The sequence below is a fragment of the Cobetia sp. PS-4MA genome (assembly GCF_057670765.1).
Genome location: NZ_CM173107.1, coordinates 1,493,018 through 1,509,207 on the forward strand (window position 1 = coordinate 1,493,018; position 16,190 = coordinate 1,509,207).

Genomic DNA, 16,190 nt, shown 5'->3' on the forward strand with positions numbered 1-16,190 from the left:
CCCGGCGCCTTGCGCCGGGGCCGGGAGTTTCTCGCATGTCTCTTGTGACCGCACCCCCGCGTCATCACGCCTCGCGTCAAGCGCTGCCAGCGACTGCCGGCGCCTCGCCTCGCGCGGCCTCCGGCCCTGCAGCCCGGGCACCTGCGGGTGACGCAGCGCCTCAGGCACCCATCTCGCGTTCTGCGTCGTCAGATAGCATCCACCTCAAGATCAGCGGCCTCACCAAGCGCTATGGCCAGTTCACGGCCCTGAGCGAGATCGACCTCGCGATCCGCGAAGGCGAGTTCGTGTGCTTCCTCGGCCCCTCCGGCTGTGGCAAGACCACCTTGCTGCGCGCCATCGCCGGGCTTGCGCCGCAGAGCGAAGGCACCATCCACCAGCGCGGCCAGGACATCTCGCGGCTGCCGCCGCAGGCGCGCGACTTCGGCATCGTCCTCCAGTCCTATGCGCTGTTCCCCAATCTCACGGTGTTCGACAACGTGGCCTATGGGCTACGCAATCGGCGCGATGCGCGTGACGCGATGCGCCGGCGCGTGACGGAGCTGCTCACCCTAGTGGACCTGGCCGGCAGTGAAGGCAAGTATCCGGCGGCCCTGTCCGGGGGCCAGCAGCAACGCGTGGCACTGGCGCGGGCACTGGCGACCGAGCCGGGGCTGCTGTTGCTCGATGAGCCGCTTTCAGCACTGGATGCGCGCGTACGCCTGCATCTGCGCAGTCAGATCAAGGCGCTGCAGGCTCGGCTGGGCGTCACCACCATCATGGTGACCCACGACCAGGAAGAGGCCCTGGCCATGGCGGACCGCATCGTGGTGATGAACCATGGTGTGATCGAGCAGATCGGCACCCCCGCCGAGATCTATCGTCAGCCGGCGAGCGCCTTCGTGGCCGAATTCATCGGCAGCATGAACTTCCTGCAATGCTGTCCCGAGAACGCCAGTACTCTGCGTCTGGGTCAGCAGCGTCTGGAATGCGCGGCGCATGATCTTGAGGGGCTGGATCAGGCGCGTCTGGCCATTCGCCCGGAAGCCGTCTCGCTGTGCGCAGTGGGTGAGGGGCTGCCGGCGCAGGTGGAGCACGTCGAGTTTCTCGGCGCCTTCCTGCGTATCACTCTGACGCTTGAGGGCTGTGGGCAGACACTGTCGGCGGATGTGGCGCTCAAGGACAGTGAGTCACTGGGCGTGCGGGTCGGTGCCCGGGTGGGTGTGCGTCTGCCGTCCGAGGCGATCCGCCTGTACCCGCTGGTGGAGGCGCAGGCATGATGGCGCGTGCATTGCCCTTGTCGGGAAGGCTGTCAGGCGAGTCCGGCTTGCGTCTGTTGATGTTGCTGCTGGCCCTGGCGCTGCTGGTCATCGGGCTGCTGTTGCCGCTGGCCACCATGCTGATCAAGAGCGTGCAGGACCGCAGCGGCGACTTCGTCGGCCTGGCCAACTTCGCGCGCTATGTGCAGACGCCGGCGCTGGTCGGCTCGATCATCAATTCCGTCAGCATCGCGCTGATCAGTACCCTGACGGTGGTGAGTCTGGCGTTCCTGTGCGCGTACGGCATCACCCGCACCTGCATGCCGGGCAAGCGCGTCTTCCGCATGCTGTCCATCCTGCCGCTACTGGCACCGTCACTGCTGCCAGCCATCAGTCTGGTGTATCTGTTCGGCAATCAGGGCTGGTTCAAGGAAGCGTTGCTGGGGGAGAGCATCTACGGCCCCATCGGCATCGTGATGGGCATGACCTTCTGGATCTTCCCGCATGCGCTGATGATCATGATGACGGCGCTCAGTAACAGCGATGCCCGTCTCTATGAAGCCGCGGATGCGCTGGGAACGCCCAAATGGCGCAGCTTTCTGACCATCACCTTGCCGGGGGCGCGCTACGGCATCATCTCCTGTGCCTTCGTGGCCTTCACACTGGCGATCACCGATTTCGGCGTGCCGAAGATCATCGGCGGGCAGTTCAGTGTGCTGGCCACCGATGTCTATCGTCAGGTGGTGGGGCAGCAGAACTTCCAGATGGGCGCGGTGGTCAGCGTCATCCTGCTGTTGCCGGCCTTGCTGTCCTTCGCGGTGGACCGCTGGATCCAGCGCCGTCAGGTCGCGCAGCTCTCGGCGCGCGCCGTTCCCTGGCAGCCGACGCCAAGCCCGCTGCGTGACTGGGTCTTCGCGCTGCTCTGCTACGGCGTGGCCGCCGCGATTCTGGCCGTGATCGCCACCGCCATCTATGCCTCGCTCGTGCAGTTCTGGCCCTACAACCTGAGCCTGACCCTGGATCACTACGCCTTCAAGGCGCTGGCGGGCGGTGGCTGGGACGCGTGGCTCAACTCGCTGACGCTGGCCTTCTGGGTCACCTTGATCGGCACGCTGGTCATCTTCTTCAATGCCTGGCTGACCGAGAAGAGTCAGGGTTATCGTCCGCTGCGCCAGGGGCTGCACTTCATGGCGATGATGCCGATGGCCGTGCCGGGCATGGTGTTGGGTCTGTCCTACATCTTCTACTTCAACAAGGCCGACAACCCGCTGAACTGGATCTACGGCACCTTCGCGATTCTGGTGCTCAACACCCTGGTGCATTTCTATACCGTCTGCCACCTGACCTCGGTGACTGCGCTCAAGCAGCTTGATCCGGAATTCGAGGCGGTCGGTGCCTCACTCAAGGTACCGTTCTGGAAGACCCTCTGCCGCATCACCTTGCCGGTGTCCCTGCCGTCAGTGCTGGATATCTCGGCCTATCTGTTCATGAACGCGATGACGACCGTCTCGGCGGTGGTATTTCTCTACAACAGCGATACCCGACTGGCCTCCATCGCGGTGATGCATCTCGACGAAGCCGGGCACTTCGCCAGCGCGGCCGCCATGGCAGTGCTGATCTTTTTCACCTGTCTGGGCGTCAAGCTGCTGCATGCGGTGGTCAGTCATCTGCTGTTGACCCGTGCCCAACGCTGGCGACAGGCGACCTGATACGCCGTTGGTCGTCTTTTTTTTGTGCAAATTAACTGGTATATACCAATGAGTATTCAACAACCGTACCTGCTGACTCCCGGGCCCTTGACCACCAGTGCGAGCGTCAAGGCCGCCATGATGAAGGACTGGGGCTCATGGGATCAGGACTTCAACACCAAGACCGCCGAGATCTGCCAGCAGTTGCTCCGCTGTGCCAATGCCAGTGAGCACCATGAGTGCGTGCCGATGCAGGGCAGCGGTACCTTCGCGGTCGAGGCGGCGCTGGGCAGTCTGATCGAGCCGACGAGTACGACGCTGGTGCTGGTCAATGGCGCCTATGGCAAGCGGCTGGTCAGTCTACTGACCCGCATGGGGCGCGACTGCGACGTACTGGCGTGGGGCGATGCCGAGGCGCCGTGTGCCAGGGCCGTGGCCGACAGACTCGCGGCAAGTCCCGAGATCGGTCATGTCGCCATGATTCACTGCGAGACAAGCTCCGGGATGCTCAATCCGGTGGCGGCCATCGCCGAGGTGGTGGCAGCACATGGTCGTGAGCTGATCCTCGATTCGATGAGTGGCTTCGGGGCGCTGGAGATCGATGCGCAACGTACCCCGTTTCTGGCGCTGATCTCCTCGGCCAACAAATGCTTCGAAGGGGTGCCGGGGTTCGGCTTCGTGATCGCTCGGCGTGATGCGCTGCAGGCGGCACAGGGACGTAGTCACTCGCTGTCGCTGGACCTGCACGATCAATGGCAGTACCTCAAGCGTACCGGGCAATGGCGTTATACCCCGCCGACTCACGTAGTGGCGGCGTTCCACCAGGCGCTTAAGGAACACGCCGAGGAGGGCGGCATCGCGGGCCGCCACGCCCGGTATCGCGCCAACATGCAGCGACTGGTGGCAGGCATGCGTCAGCGCGGCTTCACGACCCTGCTCGACGATGCCTGGCTGTCGCCGATCATCACCACCTTCCTGAGCCCGGCACACTCCGACTTCGACTTTTCACGTTTCTACGCCGAGCTCAAGGCACGTGGCTTCATCATCTACCCGGGCAAGCTCACCGAGGTGGAGAGCTTTCGCATCGGCAGCATCGGGCAGCTGGATGTCCGCGTGATGGATCAACTTCTGGCCGCCGTGGATGACGCGTTGGCCACCCTGGGTGTCGACGATGCCCGTCCGTGCGCTGACGCTGTCGCACTCAACTGACTGGAGAACTGACATGCAATATCACACCCCGGATCGTCTGCAGGCTGCCATCTTCGATTGGGCCGGCACCCTGGTAGATTTTGGCTCCTTCGCGCCGACCCAGATCTTCGTCGAGGCCTTTGCGGAAATCGGCGTGGCCATCAGTCTGGAAGAGGCGCGCGGCCCGATGGGCATGGGCAAATGGGAACACATCCGCACCCTGTGTGATGTCCCTGCGATCGCGGCCCGTTTCGAGGAGGCCTGTGGCCACGCCCCAAGTGATGCCGATGTCACGGCGCTTTATGAGCGCTTCATGCCGCTGCAGATCGACAAGATCGGGGCGCACTCCGCACTGATTCCCGGCGCGCTGGAGGTCATCAACGGGTTGCGCGACAAGGGCATCAAGATCGGCTCCTGCTCCGGCTACCCCCGCGAGGTGCTCGAGCAGGTGGTCGCACGGGGCAAGGGCAATGGGCTGGTGGTGGACCATGTCGTGGCCACCGATGAGGTGCCCAAGGGGCGGCCCTCTCCGGCGCAGTCTCTGGCCAATGTCATCGCGCTGGGCATCACTGACGTGGCGGCCTGCGTGAAGGTGGATGACACTGCGCCGGGGCTGCTGGAAGGTCGCAGTGCCGGCATGTGGACGGTCGCGCTGACCTGCTCCGGCAACGCCATGGGCCTGGATCACGCAGCGTTCATGGCCCTGTCAGAGGCAGAGCTCAACGAAAGGCGCAGCGCCATCGAAGCCCAGTTCGCACCGTCCGGGCCGCACTTCATGATCGACACCATCGCGCAGCTGCCCGAGGTGATCAGCGAGATCGAGGCGCGGCTGGCGCGCGGCGAGCGCCCCTGACAGCTTGGTGACGGGGCGGCGACGCCAGGCCTGACGCTGCACTGCCTGTCACCTCGCTCGCCCACCTTGATCTACCATTTCACCCCACCACTTCACTCCACCCCTTCAGGCGCCAGCCTCGGGTCCTTGCACAAGGCCTTGAGGCTGGCGTCTTCTCGCAAAAGGTAAGGACATATGCTCATTGGCGATTGCCGCCTGGTTGCCCTGAAAGCCCCTAATCTCCACATGTCTGTCCGCATGCCCATCTCCATGCACGGGCAAGCTCACTCTCAAGCCCAATTTCATGTTCAGGCCCAATCTCATGTTCAAGCTCAAGTTCAAGCCCACACGATTGCCGTGAGTGCCTCTTGAGCCCACTGGCGCTGGGACTCATCCTGATCTCGGTCTGTCTGCACGCGGGCTGGAATCTGCTCGGCAAGGGGCGAGCGCCGTCGCTGGCCTTCTTCATGCTGGCCATGGCCAGTGGTGCGCTGATCTTTGCGCCGCTGCTGGGACTGGGGCCGTCGTTTGCCGTGCTGCCCGTTGAATTCTGGGGCTGGCTGGTGGCCACCGGACTCTGTCAGGTGCTCTACATGGGCGGACTTGCCTGGGCCTATGCGCGCGGCGAGGTCAGTGTGCTGTATCCCGTCGCGCGGGCCTTGCCGGTGGTGCTGGTGCCGCTGGTGTCGCTGAGTCTGCTGGGCAGTCAGGCACTTACGACGTTGGATCTGGTCGGCATGGGGCTGATCGTGCTCGGCGCGTTGGTGCTGCCCTTGAGCAGTCCGCAGGGCCTGCGCCCCTCGACCTACCTGACCCCGGCACTGGGGTTCGCGCTGCTGGCAGCAGTCGGCACCACCGGCTATTCGCTGATCGACAAGCAGGCACTGGATATCATGGTGAGTGTCGGCTACTCGCCCACCTCGGCGGGTGCTGTCTTTCTGGTGTTGCAGGCCATCATGACCGTCGCCTGGGGCGCGCTGCTGGTGATGTTGCTGCCGGCAGAGCGTCGCCGTCTGCCTGCGCTATGGCAGGGAGAGCGGGGCAGCATGGTGCTGACCGGCGTGATGGTGATGGCGACTTACGGACTAGTGCTGGTTGCCATGACGCTGACGGCGGAGGTCAGCCTCGTCGTTGCGATGCGTCAACTGTCGATCCCGCTGGGCGTGATGCTCGGGGTGCTCTGGTTGCGCGAGCGAGCGGCCATCGCCAAGTGGATCGGCATCGTCATCATGCTGGCGGGGTTGTGGACCGTTGCGCTGGTGTGAGGAAAGGGGTGGCGTGAGGCACAAAAAAAGCGAGACAGGCGGCTGCCTGTCTCGCTTTTGTCTTTCTGCGGGTGCTGGCGGGGCATCACGTTGTCGTGAGCCCCTGCACCGCCATGCTTACTTGGCGTCTGCCACCAGCATTTTCAGCGTGGCGCGCGCGCCGTTGTCGTGCAGGCTCTTCAGCGCTGCCAGGTAGGCGTCGCGGAAGCGCGGCTGGTCGACCAGATCACCGAACAGTTCACGGTTGTCCAGGAAGGCAGTCGGCTCTTCGCGCTGACGGCTGGCACGCTCCATCAGCTCGTCCTTCAGCGGATCGACCACGTCGATGGTCTCGCCTTGCTCATCCACGCCTTCTGCATAACGTGCCCAGCTGGCCACGACGGCTGCGGTACGACGCAGTTCGCCGTCGGTCTTGAGCTGTGCGTGTGCCACCGGGATCAGGAACTTCGGAATGCGGTCGGAGGTCTCGGCGCACAGGCGGGCGAGGGTGTCCTTGACTTCCGGGTTGGCGAAACGCTCGATCAGCGTGCGGCAATGGGCGTCGAGATCGATACCCGGCAGCTGGGCCAGCGTCGGGCGAGCTTCCTCGTTCATGTAGCCGAGCAGGAAGTCGACAATCAGCGGGTCGTTGCAGGCTTCATGGGCGTAGCGATAGCCGGCCAGATAGCCGAAGTAGCACAGCGCCTGGTGACCAGCGTTGAGCAGACGCAGCTTCATCAGCTCATAGGGCTCGACATCTTCCACCGGCTGCACGCCGGCATCTTCAAAGGCCGGACGGCCATTGGCGAAGTGGTCTTCCAGCACCCACTGGGTGAAGGGCTCGCAGACCACCGGCCAGGCATCTTCCACGCCGAAACGTGAGGACAGTTCTTCGATGTCAGCCGGCGTGGTCACCGGCGTGATGCGGTCGACCATGGAGTTGGGGAAGGGCACTTCGGCTTCGATCCATGCCGCCAGTTCTGCATCACGTGCACGCGCGTAGGCAGTGAACATCTTGTGAGCGACGTTGCCGTTACCTTCGACGTTGTCACAGGACATCACGGTGAACGGGGCGACGCCACGCTCGCGACGACGTGCCAGGGCTTCGGTGATCAGGCCGAAGCTGGTCTTGGCTTCCCCCGGGTTGGCCACGTCGTGCTGGACGTCGGCGTTCTCGAGATTGAATTCGCCGGTGACCGGGTGGAAGTTGTAGCCACCTTCGGTGACGGTCAGCGAGACGATGCGGATTGCCGGGTCGGCCATCAGCTCGATGACGGCATCCGGGGAGTCCGGGGCAAAGCGGTAATCGATGATGGACCCCACCACGCGCGGCTCATAGTTGCCGTCGGGGTGCTTGAGTACCACGGTGTAGAGGTGGTCCTGCGAGGCCAGGGCTTCCTGCATGCGGCGGTCGCCCGGCATCACGCCGACGCCGACGATGCCCCAGTCCAGCGCCTTGCCCTGATTCATCAGCTCGTCGAGGTACATGGCCTGGTGCGCACGATGGAAACCGCCCACGCCGAAGTGGACGATACCGGCGCTGACCGCAGTGCGGTCATAGTTCGGAGTGGCTACCTTGGCGTCCAGCTGAGTCAGACTGGCATTGGAGAGACGGGTCATGGGGAGGTCTCCTGCCGCGTGTCGCGGTCGAGTCGAGATGGGTAAAGAAAGGGTAGGTCGTAACGGCCAGCGGCGAAGGTAACCGTGTGATTCAGGCTTCCTTCGCCGCTGGCATGGCAGGGGGCGAGCCCCTGCCGACTCAGCTAGCGGTGGCCGCTTGCTTCGGGGACTGCTTGTTGAACAGCGCCTTGCTGCGCTGCAGCTCCCAGTACGCGAAGATGAAGTAGATGATCGTCGACCAGATGGTCACGTCATAGAACATCTCACGATTCGCTTCGTAGCTGGCCAGGTCCGGGCTACCGAATAGCACGCGCAGTGCGAGGACCATCGGCACCGCCAGGCCCAGCACCATCCAGACGGCCCTGATGGCCTTGGTCAAACCCGAAGTGTCCTTGACCGGTGCATGGTTGGTGGTCTCGGCCTGCTTGGCGTGCAGGGCTTCGACACGCTCCTGGAATTCCCGCTCGGCCGCTTCGGCTTTCGGGTAGGAGGCGGCAGCACCGGCAGATCTGGCCATCAGGGTGTAGAGGATGATGGAGACGAACCAGGTCGGCAGGAACAGGTAGTAGAACGGGATCACGTCGACCATCTCGAGGCCAAAGCCGAAGATCAGTGACAGCGCCCAGGTCGCCAGTGCCGGCGTGTTGTGCTTCACGCCCTTGTAGCGCGCCCAGTAACGGCTGAAGCCGAGTTTCGGGAACAGGTGATGCTCAGCGAAGATGATCCCGCCGACCGGCACCAGCACCAGACCCGCATAGGTCAGCAGCGGCAGCATGCTGCGATAGACGAACGGGAAGCAGCTGAGCACGGCAACGCAGATACCCACGGCCAGCGTCGCCTTGTTGCGCGACAGGTTCGGCATCGCCGACTGGGCGGCAAGGCCTGCGCGGTACAGGTTGGCGTTGGCGGTGGTCCAGCCTGCGACGACCACGATCACGAAGCCAGCGGCGCCAAGGGCGTGCAACGCCACTTCGCCCGGTTCCAGTACATCGATGCTGATACCCGCGACGGCTGCGGTGGCCGCGCCCATCAGGCCGGCGGAGATCCAGGCGATATAGTGGCCGAACATCATGCCGGTGCTGGTCGCAAGGCCGGAGCGCATGCGCTTGGCATAGCGCAGCAGCGCCATGTCGATCAGACCGAAGTGAGAGAAGGTGTTGGCCGCCCAGGCGAAGCCGATGACTTCCCAGATGCCGATTCCGGCTTCACCTTGCGAGTTGACTCCGGTGAATACCGTACTGCCACCGACTTCGATCAAGGTGGCGAAGCTGTCAAGAGTGGTCTCGCCGGTGACGGATTCGGTCAGTTCCGGCAGCAGCACCATACCGCCGACGGTGAACATCAACATCAGCCAGGGAGCACAGATGCTGGCGAATTCGGTCAGGGCATTGAAGCCATAGACGGCAACCAGTACCACGATGGCGGCAACGGCCAGTGCCAGCAGGATGAACTCGAAGCTGGTGGGGTAGGACTGGGTCTGGGCCGGAATGTCGAACAGCAGCCTGACCGCCGTGGCGGAAACGGTGATCATGGCCGCCGAGATGGCGGTGAATATGATCACGTTGGCCCAGTTGTAGAGCCGTGACATCGAATCACCGGCAATACGGTGAAGATAGGTGAAGAGGCTCAGACGGGTCTCGATCGCGATTGGCGTCGTGATCAACCAGAAGCTGAGCACTGCGAGGCCATTACCGATCAGCAGGCCCAGCAGGATATCCCAGATACCGGCACCGAGTGCCACGAAGGTGGCACCGATGACGAACTCGGTCGCGGCAACGTGCTCGGCGGCATAGAGACCGGCAAAGTGCGGCCACCGGTGCAGTTTGTGACGTGGTACCGGCAGTAGCTCGTCGTCCATATGGGCGATCTGCCGATCCAAATCTGGCGCAGTACTGGCCATGATTGGCTCCTGTTTTTTTACGGCTTGTCTTGCTGCTCCTACCCGAGGTGTCACGCAGCCGCCTTGGCGTTCCTATCGGCGATGACAGGGGTAGATCGTCTTTTATCGATCAAATGACTCAGGTGTGGTGCAAATGATCGATGAATGGTCATCAAAACGCAAAGCCCGCGTGCTTGAACTTTGGGCTATGTCCTCGGGTGATCTCGGAGATTCTGGTCTCGTTGGGGCTGAAGGCCGCATGAAACGTGGGGTTACGGGGAAATGTCGGTGTCAATGACACGATTCAGCAAAGTGGATTTTTCCGTTCTCACGCTCTGTCCGGCGATGGAAACCTGGTGTCCTGGCGAAACCTGCCTATAGAGAAGGTGATGAGAGATCGAGTCGAGCATGGTTTGGGTGAACCAATGTGGTGCATGACTCGCTATCGATTTTCTGGCAGGTACTCGGGCACTGAGGAGGCAATGGGGGAGGCAATGGAGGAGCGAGCGAAGTGCGCAAGACAGGCATGGCGGTACCGTGACCGCTCACCGAGAGAGATGGTGCAAGGCAGCAGGGTGTTGGGTAGAAGCGACATCAACTTCGTCACCAGGCGACGTAATATGCACAAAATAACGACAAAGATCGGGAAAATTGAGACATCTTGCGGCCTCCTCGGGATGTCGATAAGGTTATGCAACACTGTTTCCTAATCAGGAAATGCCCTTATTGACACCCGGCGCCGACAGGGCGGCGGGGCACTGCGAGGAGGCCAGCCATGCGAACACGCACACTGACCATTCTGATGATGATCGTTTCCCTGATGGGCGCTCCCCTGGCGCAGGCCGGGCCGCATGATCGTGGTCATGGCCATGGACATGGACATGGTCATCACGACAAGCACCATCACAAGAAGCACTACAAGAAACATCACAAGCATCAAGAACGCCGCCACGAGGCGCGCCGTGATCATCATTGGCGTCGTGGCGACCACCTGCCGCGTCACTATTATTCCGATCAGCGTTATTGGGTAAAGGACTGGCATCACCGTCACCTGTCCAAGCCGCCGCGCGGACATCGGTGGTTGAACATCGATGGGCGTTATGTGCTGGCAGCTGTGGCGGGTGGCGCGATCACTGCCATCATTCTCAATCGCTGATCACTCGGATCGTTGTTCTCGGCTGCTCAAGCCAGCTTCAAGAAAAGGGCCTCTCATGAGGCCCTTTTTGCATGCGCCGTTTGCCGGCAGTGGCTTCAGGCGTAGGCGCTGCATACCCAGGTCATGGTCGCCGGGGTGTCGCCGTTGTAAGTGATGGCGTGTCCGAGGGTGCTGTCGAAGGCCAGGCTATCGCCGACCTTGAGATGGATGGGGTCGTAAAGCTCGGTCCAGACGGTCACCTCGCCGCTGGTCACGATGATCTGTTCCTGGCCGGAGTGTTTCTGCAGGCCGCCGAATTCCTCGAGACTGCGATTGAGCACCGTGGTCTCCAATACCATGTACTCCTTGGACGCCACATTGTTGCAAAGCGGCCGATACCGGTAGTTGGGCGTCTCGATGACGTCTCCCTCCTGCGCTCGCGTCAGGGCGAGCCACCCCCGAAATGACGTGTCTTCCGTGTGATAGAACAGCTCGCTGACATCCACCTTCAGGCCCTTGGCGAGATTCACGATCGCCTCGAAGGTCGGTGAGATACGTCCATTCTCGATTCTCGACACGCTGGCCGCCGAGATTCCTGACGCGCTGGCCACGGCCGCGATGGTCAGTCCCTTCTCCTTGCGTAGCGCCTTGAGGTTGTCACCAATGGCGCCTGCCTTGCGTTCTCTATGCTTCAGAGCGATCGGCGTTTCCTGGTGAGATGTCATGTCAGCGTGCTCCATCGTGATCGTCTGCAATTGTCGGGTCCCTGAGCGTTGTCAGTGCGCAGCGCCTGTCGGCTGAAAAGCGCTTGCCACCGCGTGCCGAGTCATGGGGAAGCGGCGTGCTCGTAGGTCTTGATAGGGTTCATTTAGAGCTTCCTCGTGCAAAATGTCGAGCCAATATTCACATTTGACGCAATGTTGCGTATATGCAACTCTGGTTCCTGAAGTGAAATTGCTGGTGGTGGATCTGCTCGCCTTCGTAGACGTCATGTCGCGCCCGGTGGAGGTCTTCCAGCGAGAGAATGTGTGATCGCGGGCATCGTGAGATGGGGGATGCCCGTACTGCGATGCAAGACGCTCAGAGACGGAATCACCTTCGACTGGAACAATACGAGGAAAACAAGAATGCATAGCCTCACGAAAAATGTGCTCGGCATGGGCATCGCAGCCGGTCTGCTGGTCACCTCGACCACCCAGGCCGCCGATATCGAGTGGAAGATGGCAACCCCCTGGGGGGGCGGCCCCTGGCTTGAGCGAGATGCCAAGACGTTTGCCGATTATGCCAATGAGCTGACCAATGGTGACGTGAGCATTCAGGTGTTCCCGGGCGGTACGCTGGGTGGCGCGCTGCGCGTGACCAATACCGTGAAGTCCGGTATCGCGCAGGTCAGCCACAACTACATCAACTATGACTACGGGACTGACCCGACGGCGGCGCTGTTGGCTGGGCACTCCAGTGGCCTGACGCCGGAAGAGTTCATGTTGTGGATGTACGAGGGTGGCGGTGTCGAGCTCTATGAAGCGTTCCGTCGTGAAGTCTTCGGAGTCGTGGCCTTCCCGTGCTCCACCCTGGGCACCGAGATATTCCTGCACTCAAGCAAGAAGGTACAGACGCTGGAAGACTTCCAGGGACTGAGACTGAGAACATCCGGTGCCTGGGCGGAAATCGCCTCGCGCCTGGGGGCCTCTACCGTGGTGATGGCGGGCAGTGACATCTACACGGCGCTGGATCGTGGCGTCATCGATGCCGCGGAGTGGGGCAGCCCGGAGCTCAACAAGCCGACCGGCTTCCAGGACGTGGCGCAGTACGTCATCCTGCCCGGCGTCCACCAGTCCGGTGGCATCCTCGAGTGCGAAGTGAATGTCGATGCCTGGGATGGCCTGAGCGAAGCCCAGCAGAGTCAGTTGCGTCTTGCCGGCAAGTTGAGCGTGTTCGAATCCTGGCTCGACAGCTCCTATGCCGACCTCAAGGCCTTCAAGGAGCTGGAAGAGGGGCCCAACGAAATCGTGCAGCTGGATCAATCCTTCATCGATGCCATCTACGAAGAGACACGTGCCTGGGAAGATGAGAAGGCGGGTGAGAACGAGTGGTTCGCGCGCGTGCTCGAGTCACAACGTGCCTTCAAGGACAGCATGACCACCTGGCAGGATTACCGTCTGCCGATCGGGGAAATGGGGCGCTGAACCCCGCAGGAACTGACGTTTCCGGCACAGGCAAGGCCCTTGCCTGTGCTTCCCCCTGGCTGTCATTCGGTAGGTTGTCATGAAAATAGTCGATGCCATTGAGCGTCAAACCCGTTGGGCGGGGTATCTGGGGGCTGTCCTGATACTGCCGCTGGTGCTTGCGCTGGTCTATGAGGTCTTCAGTCGCTATGTGCTGGGAAGGCCCACCCTGTGGGCGTTCGAGGTCAGCTACATGGTGATGGGCGCCATCTTCATGTTTGGCATGGCGAATGCACTTCGCGTGGGCCAGCACGTCAGTGTGGATGTGTTGAGTCAGAATTTTTCGCCACGTCTGAAAGCCGGGGTGCATCTGGCCTGTTATGGCGTATTGCTCCCCGTACTGGGCTGGCTGGTCTGGGAGCTTTCGTTCTATGCGATCGAGGCCTTCTCCAGCAATGAGCGCTCTGGTCGCTCGGCCTGGAATCCGGTGATCTGGCCAGTCTTCGGGGTGTGGTGGCTGGGCTTTGTCTATCTGACGCTGCAGGTGATCGCGGAGATGTTCAAACTCTGGAGCACGTTGCTGGGCCATGATCATGGCGCGGAGGTGTCCTCATGAGCGATTTCCTTGCCCTGATCATGTTCCCGGCCCTCATCGCGCTGATCGTGCTCGGCTTCCCGATCGCCTTCTCGATGATCGTCGTCGCGACGGTCTTCGGCGTCGCCCAGTTCGGTGATGCCGCTGCCTATCAGTTGTTGACCAAGATCGAAGACACGGCGTCCAACTCCATTCTGGCGGCCGTACCATTGTTCATCTTCATGGGCGCGATGCTCGAGAATTCCGGCATCGCCGAGCGGCTGTTCGGTGCCATCCATCTGTGGACGCGCCGGTTGCCGGGTGGGCTGGGGGTCGGTGCGGTCATCATGGGGACCATCTTCGCGGCTGCCAGCGGCGTCGTCGGGGCGACCGAGGCAGTGATCGGCATGCTGGCAGTGCCGGTCATGCTCAAGCATCAGTATGACAAGTCACTCATCTCCGGCACCATCTGCGCCAGTGGCTCATTGGGCACGGCGATTCCGCCTTCCATTACCGTGGTCATTCTCGGGCCTGTCGCGGGTGTCTCCGTCGGGTCACTGTTCAGTGGTCTGCTGATTCCGGGGCTTCTGATGGCGCTGTTGTTCCTCGTCTATATCGTCGTGGTCTGCGCCCTGAAGCCTGCGCTTGCGCCGCGACTGAAAGAAGATGAGCAACATCCGGGCTGGGGCAAGCTGCTCACCATCACCCTGAGTGCATTGCTGCCGACCATGAGTCTGATCATGGTGGTGTTGGGCACGATTCTGATGGGCATCGCCACGCCGACGGAAGCGGCAGCCTGTGGTGCACTAGGCTCTGTCTTGCTGGCGCTGGGCTATCGCAACCTCACGCTGTCCATCCTGTGGAATGCCGCGATACGCACGCTCAACATCACCGCCATGATTCTGCTGATCGTGCTGGGTGGCAACATGTTCGCCGGTGTCTTCTTCGCCTCCGGTGGCATGGCGACCGTTCAGTCGCTGCTGCTGGATACCGGCATGAGCCCATGGTTCATTCTCGGTGCCATCCTGCTGATCGCCTTCCTGGCCGGTTTCGTGCTCGACATGATCTCGGTGGTGCTGATCGTCATCCCCGTGGCCATGCCGGTCATCGGTCTGCTCGGGTTTGATGAGATCTGGTTCTGCGTGGCCTTCCTCATCGTGATGCAGACGAGCTATCTGACCCCGCCGCTTGCCCCCTCCATCTTCTATCTACGCGCCATCACGCCTGCCGAAGTGACGCTCAAGCACATGTACAAGGGGGTCGTGCCTTTCATCGTCCTGCAGCTGGTGGTACTGGCGTTGATTCTCACATTCCCGGGGCTTGCGCTGTGGTTGCCTGATGCCATCAGCGGGCCGTCCTGGAAATGATGGTCGCCTTATCGAAAAGGAACGCGTTCGCATGAGTGATGCAAAGCACGAAGATACTGAAATGGACATCAATCTCGATCGAGAGGCGCTCACCTCGCTATGCCACAAGGTGCTGACACGCCATGGCTTCAGCGAATCGAATGTCGAGGCCATGAGTGATGCGCTGGTCGCGGCCGAGATGGATGGCTGTTGCTCCCATGGGCTCTATCGCCTGATGGGGTTCGTGGCCACGCTGAACAATGGAGGAGTGGTGCCGGACGCCGTGCCGGTGGTCGAGGATACGGCGCCCTCCGTCGTCAAGGTGGATGCCAAGGGTGGTTTCTCATCGCTGGCCTTCCAGCAGGGCGTGCCTGAGTTGCTCAGCAAGGCGAGAGCCAATGGGATTGCCATTCTGGCCATCAACCATTGCGTGCATGGCACGGCATTGTGGGTCGAGATCGAGCGGCTGACGCGGGAAGGGCTGGTAGCCATCGCCTGCAACCCGACCCAGTCGTACATGGCGCCGCATGGAGGCAGCCAGCCCCTGCTGGGCACCAATCCCATTGCCTTCGGCTGGCCGCGCGGGGATGGCAATCCCTACGTGTTCGACTTCGCGACCAGTGCCATCGCACGTGGCGATATCGAGCTGCATCGTCGTCAGGGGGACGAGATTCCGCTGGGCTGGGGGGTTGATCGAGACGGTACGCCGTCCCGTGACCCGGCCGAGGTGCTGGATCATGGCGCGATGCTGCCGTTCGGTGAGCACAAGGGCTCTGCGCTGGCGATCATGATCGAGCTGATCGCAGGGCCGCTGATCGGTGACATGCTCAGTATCGAATCCAGCGAGCATGATCAAGGCAAGGGCAGCCTGCCGTATCATGGGGAGATGATCATCGCGATGGACCCGGCGCGTCTCACGGGGGGCAGCCCCCAGCAGCACATGCTGCGCTCTGAACGGCTGTTCGACCTGGTCAAGCAGCAGGGCGCGCGTCTTTCCTCCGAGCGTCGCTATCAGGCTCGCCAGAAGCATCTGGAGGAGGGCGTCACACTCTCCCGGGCGCTGTATGACGACATCCTCGAGCTTGCCTCCTGAGAATTTGCCTGCGCCGAGCAGCCGAGTCATCGCTGACAGGCACGCGGCAGGACGTCATGAGGTCATGACTGCCGCAAGAAGAACGGCCGCCCCTGGGCGGCCGTTCTTCTATATAAGGTGTCCATCGTCGTCGCTGTCATCCTCAGTGCTCACCGATACTGGGGGCCTATCCAGTTCTGCCTGATTAT

At 62.0% G+C, this 16,190-nt stretch carries 13 protein-coding genes; 10 read left to right on the forward strand and 3 right to left on the reverse strand.

The window, feature by feature from the left end; all coding sequences use genetic code 11:
• The first annotated feature begins 35 nt into the window (after positions 1-35).
• The 5 genes from AC26AR_RS06385 to AC26AR_RS06405 all read left to right on the forward strand — a co-directional run bounded on the left by AC26AR_RS06385 (position 36) and on the right by AC26AR_RS06405 (position 6,211).
• A complete protein-coding gene (locus AC26AR_RS06385) occupies positions 36-1,259 on the forward strand; it encodes a putative 2-aminoethylphosphonate ABC transporter ATP-binding protein (protein WP_488107764.1) in 1,224 nt (407 codons plus the stop codon).
• On the forward strand, positions 1,259-2,947 hold the full coding sequence (locus AC26AR_RS06390; RefSeq protein ID WP_404627001.1) for a putative 2-aminoethylphosphonate ABC transporter permease subunit: 1,689 nt from the start codon (positions 1,259-1,261) through the stop codon (positions 2,945-2,947). The genes AC26AR_RS06385 and AC26AR_RS06390 overlap by 1 nt, the downstream gene beginning before the upstream one ends.
• Before the next feature lie 48 nt (positions 2,948-2,995).
• On the forward strand, positions 2,996-4,135 hold the full coding sequence (locus tag AC26AR_RS06395) for a 2-aminoethylphosphonate--pyruvate transaminase (protein WP_284727483.1): 1,140 nt from the start codon (positions 2,996-2,998) through the stop codon (positions 4,133-4,135).
• 13 nt (positions 4,136-4,148) lie between these two features.
• Entirely contained in the window at positions 4,149-4,967 is an 819-nt protein-coding gene (phnX, locus tag AC26AR_RS06400) for a phosphonoacetaldehyde hydrolase (RefSeq protein ID WP_284727484.1), read from the forward strand.
• Positions 4,968-5,314: 347 nt separating this feature from the next.
• Positions 5,315-6,211, forward strand: a complete 897-nt coding sequence (locus AC26AR_RS06405; RefSeq protein ID WP_284727485.1) for an EamA family transporter — start codon at positions 5,315-5,317, stop codon at positions 6,209-6,211.
• Between the two features lie 117 nt (positions 6,212-6,328).
• Here AC26AR_RS06405 and AC26AR_RS06410 read toward each other — a convergent pair whose 3' ends face one another.
• Together AC26AR_RS06410 and AC26AR_RS06415 are read right to left on the reverse strand one after the other, a co-directional pair.
• Positions 6,329-7,810 carry a mannitol dehydrogenase family protein gene (locus tag AC26AR_RS06410; protein WP_284727486.1) on the reverse strand — a complete coding sequence of 494 codons (1,482 nt, stop codon included), beginning with the start codon at positions 7,808-7,810 and terminating at the stop codon, positions 6,329-6,331.
• Between the two features lie 139 nt (positions 7,811-7,949).
• Positions 7,950-9,710 (reverse strand): purine-cytosine permease family protein, encoded by a 1,761-nt coding sequence (locus tag AC26AR_RS06415; protein WP_404626935.1) that lies wholly within the window; start codon positions 9,708-9,710, stop codon positions 7,950-7,952.
• A gap of 754 nt (positions 9,711-10,464) precedes the next feature.
• Here AC26AR_RS06415 and AC26AR_RS06420 point away from each other — a divergent pair.
• Complete coding sequence (locus tag AC26AR_RS06420) at positions 10,465-10,845, forward strand: RcnB family protein (RefSeq protein WP_176502570.1); 381 nt, start codon at positions 10,465-10,467, stop codon at positions 10,843-10,845.
• Between the two features lie 95 nt (positions 10,846-10,940).
• On the opposite strand, the gene AC26AR_RS06425 is transcribed toward AC26AR_RS06420, so the two are convergent.
• The gene (locus AC26AR_RS06425; RefSeq protein WP_176502569.1) at positions 10,941-11,549 is read right to left on the reverse strand and encodes a helix-turn-helix domain-containing protein; all 609 of its coding nucleotides are present in this window, start codon (positions 11,547-11,549) and stop codon (positions 10,941-10,943) included.
• A 402-nt stretch (positions 11,550-11,951) separates the two neighbouring features.
• On the opposite strand from AC26AR_RS06425, the gene AC26AR_RS06430 reads away from it, so the two are divergent.
• From AC26AR_RS06430 to AC26AR_RS06445, 4 genes are all read left to right on the forward strand, one after another.
• Positions 11,952-13,010: a type 2 periplasmic-binding domain-containing protein gene (locus tag AC26AR_RS06430; protein ID WP_417286353.1), complete on the forward strand. Its 1,059-nt coding sequence runs from the start codon at positions 11,952-11,954 to the stop codon at positions 13,008-13,010.
• A gap of 79 nt (positions 13,011-13,089) precedes the next feature.
• Positions 13,090-13,605 carry a TRAP transporter small permease subunit gene (locus tag AC26AR_RS06435; protein ID WP_084208863.1) on the forward strand — a complete coding sequence of 172 codons (516 nt, stop codon included), beginning with the start codon at positions 13,090-13,092 and terminating at the stop codon, positions 13,603-13,605.
• Positions 13,602-14,930 carry a TRAP transporter large permease gene (locus AC26AR_RS06440; protein ID WP_084208862.1) on the forward strand — a complete coding sequence of 443 codons (1,329 nt, stop codon included), beginning with the start codon at positions 13,602-13,604 and terminating at the stop codon, positions 14,928-14,930. The genes AC26AR_RS06435 and AC26AR_RS06440 overlap by 4 nt, the downstream gene beginning before the upstream one ends.
• Before the next feature lie 31 nt (positions 14,931-14,961).
• A complete protein-coding gene (locus AC26AR_RS06445; RefSeq protein ID WP_488107765.1) occupies positions 14,962-16,002 on the forward strand; it encodes an Ldh family oxidoreductase in 1,041 nt (346 codons plus the stop codon).
• Positions 16,003-16,190 lie beyond the last annotated feature (188 nt).

What these genes read in the sequence shown, in the direction of transcription:
- AC26AR_RS06385 (WP_488107764.1), top strand. Translation starts at nt 36, where the DNA reads ATGTCTCTTGTGACCGCACCCCCGCGTCATCACGCCTCGCGTCAAGCG.
- AC26AR_RS06390 (WP_404627001.1), top strand. Translation starts at nt 1,259, where the DNA reads ATGGCGCGTGCATTGCCCTTGTCGGGAAGGCTGTCAGGCGAGTCCGGC.
- AC26AR_RS06395 (WP_284727483.1), top strand. Translation starts at nt 2,996, where the DNA reads ATGAGTATTCAACAACCGTACCTGCTGACTCCCGGGCCCTTGACCACC.
- phnX (WP_284727484.1), top strand. Translation starts at nt 4,149, where the DNA reads ATGCAATATCACACCCCGGATCGTCTGCAGGCTGCCATCTTCGATTGG.
- AC26AR_RS06410 (WP_284727486.1), bottom strand. Translation starts at nt 7,810, where the DNA reads ATGACCCGTCTCTCCAATGCCAGTCTGACTCAGCTGGACGCCAAGGTA.
- AC26AR_RS06415 (WP_404626935.1), bottom strand. Translation starts at nt 9,710, where the DNA reads ATGGCCAGTACTGCGCCAGATTTGGATCGGCAGATCGCCCATATGGAC.
- AC26AR_RS06420 (WP_176502570.1), top strand. Translation starts at nt 10,465, where the DNA reads ATGCGAACACGCACACTGACCATTCTGATGATGATCGTTTCCCTGATG.
- AC26AR_RS06425 (WP_176502569.1), bottom strand. Translation starts at nt 11,549, where the DNA reads ATGACATCTCACCAGGAAACGCCGATCGCTCTGAAGCATAGAGAACGC.
- AC26AR_RS06430 (WP_417286353.1), top strand. Translation starts at nt 11,952, where the DNA reads ATGCATAGCCTCACGAAAAATGTGCTCGGCATGGGCATCGCAGCCGGT.
- AC26AR_RS06435 (WP_084208863.1), top strand. Translation starts at nt 13,090, where the DNA reads ATGAAAATAGTCGATGCCATTGAGCGTCAAACCCGTTGGGCGGGGTAT.
- AC26AR_RS06440 (WP_084208862.1), top strand. Translation starts at nt 13,602, where the DNA reads ATGAGCGATTTCCTTGCCCTGATCATGTTCCCGGCCCTCATCGCGCTG.
- AC26AR_RS06445 (WP_488107765.1), top strand. Translation starts at nt 14,962, where the DNA reads ATGAGTGATGCAAAGCACGAAGATACTGAAATGGACATCAATCTCGAT.